General features: G+C 31.8%; 9 protein-coding genes. 5 read left to right on the top strand and 4 right to left on the bottom strand.

The genetic code is table 11. The features are described from left to right. Positions 1–188: 188 nt before the first annotated feature. Positions 189–3,104, top strand: coding sequence for a collagenase ColA (colA, locus tag BTOYO_RS03705; RefSeq protein ID WP_000679544.1), 2,916 nt, complete (start codon positions 189–191; stop codon positions 3,102–3,104). A gap of 368 nt (positions 3,105–3,472) precedes the next feature. Here colA and BTOYO_RS03700 read toward each other — a convergent pair whose 3' ends face one another. Continuing rightward, on the bottom strand, positions 3,473–4,726 hold the full coding sequence (locus BTOYO_RS03700) for an ATP-binding protein (protein WP_000513030.1): 1,254 nt from the start codon (positions 4,724–4,726) through the stop codon (positions 3,473–3,475). Between the two features lie 636 nt (positions 4,727–5,362). Between BTOYO_RS03700 and BTOYO_RS03695 the strand changes: the two genes are divergently transcribed. Then, positions 5,363–5,803: a hypothetical protein gene (locus BTOYO_RS03695; RefSeq protein ID WP_000773514.1), complete on the top strand. Its 441-nt coding sequence runs from the start codon at positions 5,363–5,365 to the stop codon at positions 5,801–5,803. Positions 5,804–6,190: 387 nt separating this feature from the next. Here BTOYO_RS03695 and BTOYO_RS03690 read toward each other — a convergent pair whose 3' ends face one another. Then, a complete protein-coding gene (locus tag BTOYO_RS03690) occupies positions 6,191–6,544 on the bottom strand; it encodes a hypothetical protein (RefSeq protein ID WP_000473492.1) in 354 nt (117 codons plus the stop codon). Between the two features lie 646 nt (positions 6,545–7,190). Here BTOYO_RS03690 and BTOYO_RS03685 point away from each other — a divergent pair. Together BTOYO_RS03685 and BTOYO_RS03680 are read left to right on the top strand one after the other, a co-directional pair. After that, complete coding sequence (locus BTOYO_RS03685) at positions 7,191–7,484, top strand: ArsR/SmtB family transcription factor (protein WP_000209596.1); 294 nt, start codon at positions 7,191–7,193, stop codon at positions 7,482–7,484. Positions 7,485–7,993: 509 nt separating this feature from the next. Continuing rightward, complete coding sequence (locus BTOYO_RS03680; RefSeq protein WP_000044811.1) at positions 7,994–11,245, top strand: VaFE repeat-containing surface-anchored protein; 3,252 nt, start codon at positions 7,994–7,996, stop codon at positions 11,243–11,245. A gap of 101 nt (positions 11,246–11,346) precedes the next feature. Here the strand turns inward: BTOYO_RS03680 and BTOYO_RS03675 are convergent, their stop codons facing one another. Next, entirely contained in the window at positions 11,347–11,601 is a 255-nt protein-coding gene (locus BTOYO_RS03675; protein ID WP_002093492.1) for a SunI/YnzG family protein, read from the bottom strand. A gap of 257 nt (positions 11,602–11,858) precedes the next feature. Here BTOYO_RS03675 and BTOYO_RS03670 point away from each other — a divergent pair, with 257 nt between their 5' ends. Beyond that, positions 11,859–12,602, top strand: coding sequence for a M15 family metallopeptidase (locus tag BTOYO_RS03670; RefSeq protein WP_001220648.1), 744 nt, complete (start codon positions 11,859–11,861; stop codon positions 12,600–12,602). Between the two features lie 303 nt (positions 12,603–12,905). On the opposite strand, the gene BTOYO_RS03665 is transcribed toward BTOYO_RS03670, so the two are convergent. Next, a complete protein-coding gene (locus BTOYO_RS03665; protein ID WP_002093494.1) occupies positions 12,906–13,244 on the bottom strand; it encodes an ATP-binding cassette domain-containing protein in 339 nt (112 codons plus the stop codon). Between the last annotated feature and the right edge of the window lie 80 nt (positions 13,245–13,324).

Below are 13,324 nucleotides of genomic sequence, written 5' to 3'. Positions count from 1 at the left end.
TAGATGTAGCAGAAATTTCGCTATTATCTATCCTTTTTTGACACAAATCGCATGGAGAGTCAAGCGTTAATTTTACTATGAATGGATACATATGTGAACGTTACCTTATTTTTTCTCAATACAGAACAAAAAGTCAGAATAGTAAGATATTAGTGTAGGAAACTAAAAAATGTAAGGTAGGGGAGAGTATGAAAGGCTATTCAAAAAAAGTTTTAGTAGGGGTAAGTTTTGCTAGTTTACTGTTAGGGAGTTTTCAAGGGAGCATATCGGCGGAAAATACTAAGGAAGAGCAAGTTTCTTATCGAAATGTGCTCAAAATGGAGCCAGTTGGTGTACAATTGCCAGTGCAAGAATTAGCTCATTCATCAAAAGTGCTAGAAAATAAGTCTTTTGAAAAAAGGCTACAATTTGCTGATTTATCGCAAAGACCGCCAGAAGTCAAAAAAGAAAGTAAACAATTAGCTGTAGCGAAAACTTATACAATTGCTGAATTAAATCAATTAAGCAATCAGCAATTAGTAGATTTACTTGTAACAATCGACTGGGAGCAAATTACGGGGTTATTTCAGTTTAATAAAGACAGTCTAGCATTCTATCAAAATGATAGTAGGATGCAGGCGATTATTGATAAATTAAAGCAGCAAGGGCAAACTTATACGCAAGATGATTCAAAAGGGATTGAGACATTAGTAGAGGTATTGCGATCCGGGTTTTATTTAGGATTTTATAATACAGAATTAAGTAAACTGAATGAACGAAGCTATCATGATAAATGCTTACCTGCATTAAAAACGATTGCGAGCAACCCGAATTTTAAGCTCGGTACATTAGAACAAAATAGAGTTGTATCATCATACGGAAAATTAATAGGAAACGCTTCGAGTGATGTGGAAACGATAACATCGGCTGCGAAGATTTTTAAACAATATAATGATAGTTTTTCTACATTGGTAGATAATCTTTCAGCTGGAAATGCGATTTACGATATTATGCAAGGTGTGGATTACGATATTCAATCATATTTGTACGATACGAGAAAAGTACCGAAAGATACAGTATGGTATCAGAAAATAGATAGTTATATTAATGAGCTAAGTCGTTTTGCATTAATGGGAACGATTACAGCGAAAAACGGATGGCTTATTAACAATGGCATTTATTATACAGGTAGACTCGGTACGTTCCATAGTACAGGGACGAAAGGGTTACAAGTTGTAACAGATGCGATGAATATATACCCGTACTTAGGGGAGCAATATTTCGTAGCAGCTGAGCAAATCGCGACAAATTATGGCGGAAAAGATGCAAATGGAAATATGGTTAATTTAGATCAAATACGAGAAGATGGTAAGAAAAAATATTTACCGAAAACGTATACGTTTGATGATGGTGCAATTGTTTTAAAAGCTGGAGATAAAGTGACTGAGGAAAAAGTAAAACGTCTATATTGGGCAGCGAAAGAAGTGAAGGCACAATTCCATCGTACCGTTGAAAGTGACCAGCCATTAGAAAAAGGGAATCCAGATGATGTATTGACGATGGTTATTTATAATAGTCCAGCAGAATATCAATTTAATCGTCAATTGTACGGGTATGAAACGAATAATGGTGGTCTTTATATAGAAGGAACAGGTACATTCTTTACTTATGAACGTACACCACAAGAAAGTATTTATAGTTTAGAAGAGTTATTCCGACATGAGTTCACGCATTATTTACAAGGTAGATATGAAGTGCCAGGACTATGGGGACAAGGTAAGATGTATGAAAATGAAAGATTATCTTGGTTTGAAGAAGGAAATGCTGAATTTTTTGCAGGAGCAACGAGAACGGATAATGTTGTACCGAGAAAGAGCATTATAGGAGGATTATCTTCAAATCCAGCAGAGCGTTATACGGCCGAGCGAACGTTAAATGCAAAGTATGGAACGTGGGATTTCTATAATTATTCCTTCGCTTTACAATCGTACATGTACAATAAGAGGTATGATATGTTTGATAAAGTTCATGATCTTATTAGGAAAAATGATGTGACAGCATATGATGCATATCGCTCTGCGTTAAGTAAAGATACGAATTTAAATAAAGAGTATCAAGACTATATGCAAATGTTAGTTGATAATCGTGATAAATATAATGTTCCGTTAGTATCAGAGGATTATTTAGCAAGGCACGCATCGAAACCAGTTTCAGATATTGCAGCAGAAATTACGGCGGAAGCAAATGTAAAAAATGTATCTGTAAAGAAAAATAAATCACAGTTCTTTAATACATTTACACTACAAGGAACATATACAGGTACTGCTGCAAAAGGAGAATATGAAGACTGGAAAACAATTACACAAAAGGTGAATGATACGTTAAAACGTTTAAGTACAAAAGAATGGACAGGCTATAAAACAGTAACAGCTTATTTTGTGAATTATCGTGTGAATGCATCAGGACAATTTGAGTATGACGTTGTGTTCCATGGTATGAATACAGAAGAAGGAGCTGTGAATAAAGCGCCGGTCGCAGTTATAAATGGTCCGTATAGCGGAAATGTGAACGAAGCAATCTCTTTTAAAAGCGATGGTTCAAAAGATGAAGATGGAAAAATCGCTTCTTATAAATGGGAGTTTGGAGACGGTACTGTAAGTAATGAACAAAACTCAACGCACATTTATACAAAAGAAGGAACATATACAGCGAAATTAACAGTAACAGACGATAAGGGAGCAACTAATACTGCTACAACGAGTGTGACAGTTAAAAAGAAAGAAGATAACAGTGTAGAAAAAGAGCCAAACAATTCATTCCAAACCGCAAATAAACTGCAGTTGAATCAAATTTTACGTGCTAGTTTAGGAAATGGTGATACAAGTGATTTCTTTGAAATAAATGTAGAAACAGCTAAAAACCTTCAAATCAATGTAACGAAAGAAAATAATATTGGAGTAAACTGGGTTCTTTATTCAGAAGCAGATTTAAATAATTATGTTACGTATGCCCAGCAACAAGGAAATCAACTAGTAGGTAGCTACTATACGTATCCAGGGAAATATTATTTACATGTGTATCAGTATGGTGGGGGAACAGGGAATTATACGGTAGAAGTGAAGTAGTAAAAGGGAAATTGTTTTTTCGATGAATAGCAAAAAGATCTATGCTTTTAATGAAAAAACAACTGTAGACAATGACTCTAATGGCATTAACAGATTAAGTGTCGAGAGATCTTATATTTAAATTAAACAAATCTGAACAGTAAATGAGATGAAATCGATAAATTATTAGTTCATCAAAATGTAAGAAAAGTAGTGAATTTTAAGTACGTTTAATTAAAGGATCAGAGTTTATCTGTTTTTACAGATAAACTCTGATCCTTATTATTTGAAAGTAAGATAATTGATACGTAAGGTAGCGGGATTTTTAAAATTCATTTATTTAAAAAGTTAAGTAGAAAATTTTTATCATCTAAATAACTTTCATTACATTAGCAGGGGATACTAATAGAAAAGCGTGTCCCTTTACCTAATTCACTCTCTATCTCTATATCTCCGTTTAATTCTTTAATAATACTGTAAGCAATCATAGTACCAAGTCCAGTCCCTTTTTCTGTTGTTGAATAAAACGGCAAAGCAATTCGTTTTATTTGTTGAGATGACATTCCAACACCTGAATCAATAATATCAACTATAATATTACCTTTTATTTTTTGTATATTTATTTGTAATACTCCACCATTTTTCATAGCCTCAATTCCGTTTTGTATGATGTTGTTTAGACAGAGTCTGAATTTTTCGGGGTCCCCATTTATATAAAAGGAATCTGTACTATTTTGTTTTATGTCAACTTTGTATGATAGAGCGAGTGGTGAAATAGTTTCTTTCACCTGATTTAATATGTAATTAATATCTATTTTCTCTTTTAGGGTGTTCTTTGGTTTGGTTAAAGATAAATAGTTATTGATAGTAGATTGTATTTGCTGCATTTCAATTAACATGATTTCTAAGTACTGATCCTGAGATAGCTTAGAGGCATGTTTTTCATTTAATAATTGAGTGAATCCATGAACCGTGGTTAGTGGATTGTGGATTTCGTGTGCAATTGACGCCGCTAGTTCGCTAGCTATATAAAATTTTTCAGCCCGTTGCAGTTTTTCTTTCATTTTATATTTCTCAATCATTCCCTCTATTAAATAAACTGATAATAATAATGTGAAAATATTAATGATTATATAATTTAATAAAAATTCTATGAGAGTAGCGTCTATTTTACCTCCTGTATTTATTTGAGTTACAATACCGCAGATAGAAAGTGAAGCTGTACATACTAAAATAAGGAGTAAGCTTAATAATATCTTTTTTTCTTTAAAATGCATAGGTAATAAGTAACGGAAGAGCATTGTTATACCAGAAATAATTGTAAAGATAATAAATGATGGAAGAACGCCATTTCCACCTAAGTAAAAGCGATAAGAAAGATATAAAATTCCTATAAGAACAATGTTTTTTGTATTTCCATACAGAAAAACTAATATGATAGGAATAAAACGTAAATCATAAATAAAGCCAGCATGTAAATGAAAAGGAAAAGTCATACAAAAAATAATAGCAATAGAGGAGAGAGTAGAAATTAACATATTATTACATGTTATTTTTTCTCTAAATTCTAGCCAAAATACGTGATAGCTAAGGATACAAATTATTATAATAAAGGTATTTAATAAGAGAGTAGAAATTCCCATAGTTTTGCATCTCCGATAGTTTGTAAGTAGGATTATGTATAAGTTGGACCTAGATGTTTAGTATTAGTAGACTTTCTATCTAAAAAAGGAAGGGTACTTGAAAAAATGTTATTATATTACTCGTATTAGAATTGATGAGGAAGATAGAAAAAATAATAGATAAAAAATCTACTTGAATTTATGTACATATGAAATTAGAAAATAACTTTTGTATAGATAAAATTGGGATTGAATTACTGGTAAAATAATGGGTTTCTGAGTGTGAATATTCTGTGAAAACAATATATATGACGACCATTGTTTTGTAGCTTTCGTTATATTAACATGGAATTTACCGAATTACAAAGTGAAAATTTAAAATTTTTTTATTCATATAATTTATATGAAATGAAAACACTGTTCACTCGAGTATTGTGGTAATGAATCGTATACATTTTGTGTGAAAAAACCTTTGAAATTAACATGTTCTTTTTTATAAAACATAATACTGTAGCTTTATCTATGTGAGTTACTCAATAAATATTAATACGTAAAGTTATTATATGTATATTTAAGGATATGAATTATTACATAAAAACGCACTTAAAAAAGAATGTATGATGGTAATAGAATACAAACATCAAGGGGGAACTTAAAATGAAGTTAAATAAACTAGTGCTTAGTTGTGGAGTGATTTCGGCATTAACACTTGGTGTGTTAGGGAATAATACTTATGCTGAAGAAGTGCACAAAACGAATGATGCAATTAATATAGTTGAACACGTTCCTGCAGACATATTATTAACTCAAACAATGGATTATAGTGGAGAGGCTGTCACTTCTTTTGTATATAATGGGAGTACTGATTTAAGCTTCTTTATGAAAAATAATGGCCAAAATACAATGGGGTATAGTGTAAAAGGCCCAAATACGGAGTTAATTGTTGGTGGTTATATAAAACCTGGAGAACAACAAATTAATGTTACAAATGTACGGAATGCTTTATCTCCATTACCGATTGGAACATATAAAATTTACGTTTCAAATGATGATGGTTCTAAGGGACAATTCCAAGTTGCAGTAAGATCTATGAATTAAATTTAAAAAAACTTGTTTATGAGCTGATTTAATTTTTACCTTCTGGAAAGAGATGATATTGACCCGAGAGTCCCCCATAAAAGTAAAAACGAGCATCCTTATGTAATTGTGAGAGGGTGCTCGTTTTTTGTTATGAAACAGAAAAGAATTACTTCCAACCACTTATAAAGACATTTTGATATTTTCTTCGCTAATCTACTAGTTTGTGTAAACGAGAGAATATCCATTATGAAAGATTTCAAAATAAAGGTGACTTAACATGCAGCTAAATTATATTGGGAAATAGAAAAACCACTCTTATAGGAGTGGTTTCTAATCATTATTTTTAGGCTATACATTTAAAATTAGGCTAAGTTATAGAAATAATAAATATTTTATTCGTTGTTATTATTTTGGTTCTGGATAATGATTGTAGTATGAGATTCTAATAAATTCTTGGTAGACATTTGTTAATTTAGCATTTCTAAGAGCATCGTTGAATTTTTGCATACGTACACTACCTTGAGCGTAGCCCCCACCAGGAGTATAAGGATTTCTAGCTTCAAAGTCATCCATAAATACTTTTAATTTTTTATAGTCTTGAGATTGATAGAAAGCCGCGGCCTCTTCAGGAGTGACATCAAAGTAAGAGGATGATGTTGAGTTATAAGAAGCTGCTTGAGCAGTAGGTGCCTCTAGCATAGTTGTAGCTCCACCGAACATAGTAAGCGCCATAGAAGATACAATAATTTTTTTGAACATAATAAAACCTCCATGTAGAATATTTGGATTAATAGCAAACCTGTAATCATTATAGTTACAATGAAAATGGTTATCAAATGCAATGTTGCATAATTTATTCTTTGAATGAAAAGTTCCCCTTATATCTAAATGGAGGAGTGTAATAAGGAATTAATAGATTAAAAGAGGGGTACATATTATTCGAGGTAACAAGAAAATGAAATGAAAAGGCTATTTTTTAATTGGGGAAAGTTAAAAGTCCCTGTTATTAAAGAGAGGGACTTTCACAAAGGAATGAGAATTAACAGCTGAAGGTATCGTTATTGGGAATTTAATTTCGTTTATTTGTGTTGAGAAATAAATAGTATAAGTTGTATAAGGCGAAATGAAGGAAGATTTCTTATAGATTTTTCGCTTAACAAAGTATGTTAAACCTTGCTCAAAATCATGTAATAGACTATGAAATAATCTTTCTAAAATATAGTTTGGCTGAAAATTAGAGGACATTAATTCAATGAAGTAGTAATTACTGTTTTTCAGGATAGGGGTCTTTTTTTTATTTAATAAAGAGAATATATTTTCTCAACAGGACAAATGGTAATCATCTATAAGTACTACTTATAAGGATAATAGGAAAATAGAAATAAATAATAAAGGAGAATGTGAAATGACAACATTACTATCTAATAGAAATCGAGTTAAAATCAGTGAAGAAGATGTAGATGTATTAAAGGTAATGGCACATCCCGTTCGATTACAAATTGTAAATGAATTAATGCACCATAAAATGTGTAATGTTACACAGTTAACGAAAATATTAAAACTCCCGCAATCCACTGTTTCACAGCATCTATCAAAATTAAAGGGAACCGTACTCCGTGCAGAAAGACGAGGATTAGAGATGCATTATTATATTGATAATGCTAAGGCCCGCCAGATTATAGGGATTTTAGGTTTTTAGGTTCATACTACGTAAAAAGTTTCCTCATATAAAATAGGGAACTTTTTTTGTTGAACAAATTGTACATATTTATAAATAAAATGGAAAGAAGTAAACTAGTAATTTAAATAGTGGCCTCTTTTAAAGATAATTAAATATGCCAAAATATATGATTACAAAGCGAAACTTTTGATGCCTTTTTTTATTTATTAGGTAAAAGCAATTGGGTGGATTTTCTTACAGTAATGGTTGGATAAAATAGAAGATTACTAACTTGAACAAAAGAACTACTAGTTACATATTTAACATACATATTTATCTGGTTAATTGCAGTCGTGTTTTGGAATCTGTATATAGTAAACTCATTTAAAAACTTGAAAAATATTAAAATGTGTAAATTTTATGACTATTTAGCCAATTTTGTTTAATATTTGTAATTTGTTGTTTTATAATGATAATCGGGTTGCTCGTGAATGTTTTAGATATTGCGATATATACTCAGATAAATTTATTTTAGGGAGGTTTCAGAATTGAGTAAGAGAGTTATTATAAGAGTTTTTACATTATTATCAGTACTGGCATTATTCCTTAATGTGTTTTTACCAAGGGCTAGTGCAGAAGTTATGACGCATGAAAAATATTCAATGGACTGGAGTTATAGTAATAGTCTAGGTAAGTACATTCGAACTGAAATTATTAAAAATTCAAGTGGTCAAATTGCTTATTGCTTAACTCTTGGATTAAAATCACCAAATGGTGAAGATCTTCCTGAAATGGGGAAAACAGATAATGTAGTATATAAGGTCTTATTAAATGGTTTCCCACAAAAAAGTACTGAACAGCTGGGAGTAGCTAATAAAAATGAAGCGCATTATGCAACTCAGCTTGCGGTCTGGAATGCATTAGGACAACTTGATGTAAATGAATTAAAACATGAGAATAAAAATGTTGAAAAAGCAGCTAAGGCTATTATTAGTAATGCTAATAATAGTGAAGAGACGCAAGATATTTTTATGAATGTGATTCCTGCTGAAAAGCAAAAAGCAGAATTAAAGGGTGAGTTCTTTGAAACAAACCTATACACAGTACAAACAAATGCTAAGAGTGGTTCTTATAAGGTAGTAGCGAAAAATGCCCCTAATGGAGTTAAAATTGTTAGTGAAAATGGTGAAGTGAGAGATCAGCTTTCAGTTGGGGAAAAATTCCGTATCCAAATTCCTAAGAACACAAAAACAGGTGAATTTAATTTAAGTGTTGCTGCTAATTTAACTAAAGTTCAAGCAATTGCTTACCGCGGCACGGATACTGTTCAGAATGCTACAGTATTATTAGAAAGAAATGAAGAAAAGCTTAGTGGTGATCTTGCAGTAAATTGGGAAGCAACTGGTTCTTTAAAAATTAAAAAGGTTGGAGAAAATGGGGAAGTTCTAGCTGGTGCAGTATTTGAAGTCTTTAATGCAAATAATGAATCAGTTGGAAAAATCACGACTGGTGCTGATGGTACTGCAGAATTAAATAACCTACAAATTGGTACATATACAGTAAAAGAAATTAAAGCACCAACAGGTTATGTTTCAGGTGATAAACCACAAACTATTGAAGTTAAAACAGGGGAAACAGGAGCTGTTCAAGTAGTAAACAATAAAGTAAAAGGTAACATCGAAATTAAAAAACTTAGTGATTCAGGAAAGGTTTTACCAAATGTTGAATTCACAGTCTTCACTGAAGATGGAAAAGAAGTGAAAAAAGTAGTAACAAAAGAAAATGGAATTGCAAACGTTGAAGGTCTTACGTATGGTAAGTATTATTTCTTAGAGACAAAAACACTTAATGGATATATTGAAAATAAAACAAAGTATCCTTTTGAAATTAAAGAGCACAATAAAACACTTACTTTTACAGTGGAAAATACCGAAGTAAAAGGTAATGTAAAATTACTTAAAGTAGATAATGAAGATATCAGCAAAAAATTAGAAGGTGCAGTATTCGAGTTAAAAGATGCAAGTGGGAAAGTTATTGGTGAATATAAGACAGATAAAAATGGTGAAGTTAACGTCAAAAATTTAGCATATGGTAAATATTCATTTGTAGAAAAGGCTTCTCCAAATGGTTATGTTCTTATTAAAGAACCAATTGTGTTCGAAATAAAGGAACATGGGAAAATTATTGAGTTATTAGCAGTTAATCATCTTATCAAAGGTGATCTAGAAATTACAAAAGTTGATGTAGCTGATGGAAACAACAAACTTCCAAATGCAGAGTTTACTATTTATAATGAAGCAGGAAAAGAAGTAGTAAAAGGAAAAACAGACGATAAAGGTATCGCGAAGTTTGAAAAGTTACCATTTGGAAAATACACATATAAAGAAACTGTTGCACCAAAAGGTTATGTATTGAATGAAGAAACGTTCTCTTTTGAGATCAAAGAGAATGGTCAAATCATTAAACATATTGTCAAAGATGAAAAGATTCCTTCAATAAAAACAACAGCTACTGATAAAACAGATGACACAAAAGAAATGCACACTTCTAAGTCTGTAACAATCCAAGATAAAGTGGAATACAAAGACCTACAAGTAGGTAAAGAGTACACTTTAAAAGGTAAATTAATGGATAAAAAGACTAATAAACCATTAGTTGTAAATGGTAAAGAAGTAACTGCTGAAACTAAGTTTACATCAAAAGAAGCAAACGGATCTATCACACTAGATTTCACTTTTGATGCAACTGGTTTAGAAGAAAAGGAAGTAGTAGTATTCGAAGAGTTACTGAAAGACGGAAAAGTTGTTACGACACATACTGATATCAATGATAAAGGTCAAACAGTTAAGTTCGTTAAGCCATTAGTAAAAACAACTGCTACAAACAAAGCTGATGGTGGAAAAGAGATTCATGCAAAGGATGCTATCACTATCCAAGATAAAGTGGAGTATACTAACTTAGTTGTTGGTAAAGAGTACACTGTAAAAGGAAAATTAATGAACAATGCTATTAACGAACCATTATTAATTGGTGGTAAAGAAGTAACAGCTGAGACTAAATTTATTGCAAAAGAAAAGAATGGTTTTGTAACATTAGACTTTACTTTCGTTGGTGCTGAGCAGCAAGGAAGAGAAGTAGTCGTGTTTGAAGACTTGTTACATGAAGGTCAAGTAATAGCAACTCACGCTGACATTAACGATGTAGGTCAAACAGTTCGATTTGTAGAGCCTTCTATTAAAACGACAGCTACAAACAAAGCTGATGGTTCTAAAGAGTTAGATGCTTCTAAATCTGTAACAATCCAAGATAAAGTGGAATACAAAGACTTAATCGTAGGTAAAGAGTACGTTGTAAAAGGCAAACTAATGGATAAAGCAACAAAAAAACCATTAGTAGTTGATGGTAAAGAAGTAACAGTAGAATCTAAATTTACAGCAAAAGAAAAAAATGGTTCTATCACACTAGATTTCACATTTAATGCTTCTGCATTACAAGGTAAAGAAGTGGTAGTGTTTGAAGAATTGTATCAAGATAATGTCTTGGTAGCTATACATGTTGACATCGAAGATAAGGGGCAAACAGTGAAATTTAAAGAAGTAAAACCTAATCAACCAAAACCAGATCAGCCGCATCCAGATAAAAGCATTCCAACACCAGAACAACAAAAAGCAGAAAAGACATTAAAATCAGGAATATTACCAGTTACAGGTGGAGATTTATCCATGTGGATCTCAATGGGCGTTGGCCTTTTATTATTAGCTCTTGGAACTGTATTATTTATCAAACGTAGAAACGCATAATAACTATATCATTTTTACAAAGAAGGTCTTCTAATAATTAGAAGACCTTTCATTTTTGAACTTAACTCGGATTTTGTTTGAGTCAGTTTGGACATTCGATTTTAAGCGTGAATAGCATTTAAAATCGAAAATTTATTCGTAGTAAATAATACATAATTTTGTTTTACCGTTTTAATTAAAATACGATCCGTTGTACCATATGCTGTTCCAATACGAATCACATTTGATTCTTCAACGCCAGCATAGGTAGAATCTTCGGTAACCTCAATCACATCACCTAATGGAATCGTAACCTTCGCCAACTGCCATGAAATAATTAACTCTTCCTTTGTTTTTTTTACATGAATACCTAGCATCATACCAAGACCTTTCTATAATAGAATGCTACACTTTTCATCTTATTATACAAATTTTCAGATTGTTTTTCTATATGTAGGAATAGAATGGATTTTATATATTGGAATCTTAAGAGTGGCAAAGAAATAGGAAGATATACTGTCATTTTAGTAAGGAATACTGTATGAAGAAAAGTTCACGTCAAATTAATATGGATTTGATATGGTTCAAGTATGATGAACGAGAAACAGTAAGCGTGTTAGGAAGGAAATGAATAATGAGAATTAAATTAGTAGGGATTTTCACTTGTATGATTGTGATACTAGGTGTCTTTATCGTTTACACCAATCAATCTATTGGTAAAGAACCAGAAAAGACAAATTATGAAACTCGTGAAAACTCCATAAATAATGAGAATAATAGTAAGCAAAATGGGACTTCAAATAAGATAGCAAGTTCTTTTGCTAGTATACAGGCTGTAGTAAATAAGGAATATGGATTGCCCGAAGACTATAAGCCAAAGGATTTAGTAGTACCGAATGTACCATTCTCATTTAGTGGAACGGTAGAAAAGAGTTATCTGCGTAAAGAAGCAGCTGAAGCGCTAGAAAAGTTATTCCTTCTAGCTAAGCAAGAGGGGATCCAGTTGAATGCTGTTTCAGGGTTTCGTTCCTATGAATATCAAAAAACTCTGTATGCCAACAATGTTAAAAGGAAAGGACAAGAGCATACGGATCGTTTCTCGGCAAAGCCTGGACATAGTGAACATCAAACAGGATTAACGATGGACGTTTCATCTAAAAGTGCAAATAATGAACTAGAGCTAGCGTTTGCGAACACGAAGGAAGGCAAATGGTTGAAAGAAAATGCGCATCGTGCAGGATTTATCATTCGTTATTCTAAGGGGAAGGAAAGTATTACAGGTTATGCATATGAACCTTGGCATATTCGCTATGTAGGACATATTGCTGAAAATATATATAAGAAAAACCTGACTTTAGAAGAATATATGAATCTGTGAAAATAGAATTGAAAAGTTAAACTGTATTTAATGTTTAAGAATCCTACTTTTCTTATTAAAAGGCCTAGTTTCTCAATGTATTATAGAGAAACTAGGCCTTTTTCATCATTTTATCAAAGTATTTTTCAGTTAATGATTCGATGTACTGATTATATTTTCAAGTGTTCGCTTTGAGCTACATAGATATAGTTTTTGTTGCAACTGTTTGTTGAAATACCTTATCATGCTCAACAATAACCATTGTGGGATTAAATTGTTGAATAAGCTCTTCAATCTGCATACGCGAATAGATATCTATAAAATTTAGTGGTTCGTCCCATATATATAAATGAGCTTTTTATAGAATATTTCACGTAGAAATTCCCAATCTTCTGTTTGGGGACAAATTTCTTCAAGGATTTCATGAGTAAGTTTGTTCTTATCTGCAACAGGATAGGGGAAGTAATTGAATTCTACCGAAGCAAGGATTTTCCCACTATACTCATAATTCCCTAACAATAAATTAAAGAATGTCGTTTTACCTCGTCCGTTTCTACCGATAAATCTCAGTTTCCAATCCGTATCTATTTGGAAGTTTACACCTTCAAAAATAGTATCAAAGCTACGTGGGTATGAAAAAGTTAAGTCTTGGACTTTTATCATTGATATAATAATTCCTCCTTTATATATCGAAACGTTTCATATAAAGGAGGAACATCCATCCATTTTTTAATTCCTCTATA

Source organism: Bacillus toyonensis BCT-7112 (assembly GCF_000496285.1).
GTDB lineage: Bacteria > Bacillota > Bacilli > Bacillales > Bacillaceae_G > Bacillus_A > Bacillus_A toyonensis.
This window is presented reverse-complemented; position numbering and strand designations above follow the sequence as displayed.

What these genes read in the sequence shown, in the direction of transcription:
- colA (WP_000679544.1), top strand. Translation starts at nt 189, where the DNA reads ATGAAAGGCTATTCAAAAAAAGTTTTAGTAGGGGTAAGTTTTGCTAGT.
- BTOYO_RS03665 (WP_002093494.1), bottom strand. Translation starts at nt 13,244, where the DNA reads ATGATAAAAGTCCAAGACTTAACTTTTTCATACCCACGTAGCTTTGAT.
- BTOYO_RS03675 (WP_002093492.1), bottom strand. Translation starts at nt 11,601, where the DNA reads ATGCTAGGTATTCATGTAAAAAAAACAAAGGAAGAGTTAATTATTTCA.
- BTOYO_RS03670 (WP_001220648.1), top strand. Translation starts at nt 11,859, where the DNA reads ATGAGAATTAAATTAGTAGGGATTTTCACTTGTATGATTGTGATACTA.
- BTOYO_RS03695 (WP_000773514.1), top strand. Translation starts at nt 5,363, where the DNA reads ATGAAGTTAAATAAACTAGTGCTTAGTTGTGGAGTGATTTCGGCATTA.
- BTOYO_RS03690 (WP_000473492.1), bottom strand. Translation starts at nt 6,544, where the DNA reads ATGTTCAAAAAAATTATTGTATCTTCTATGGCGCTTACTATGTTCGGT.
- BTOYO_RS03700 (WP_000513030.1), bottom strand. Translation starts at nt 4,726, where the DNA reads ATGGGAATTTCTACTCTCTTATTAAATACCTTTATTATAATAATTTGT.
- BTOYO_RS03685 (WP_000209596.1), top strand. Translation starts at nt 7,191, where the DNA reads ATGACAACATTACTATCTAATAGAAATCGAGTTAAAATCAGTGAAGAA.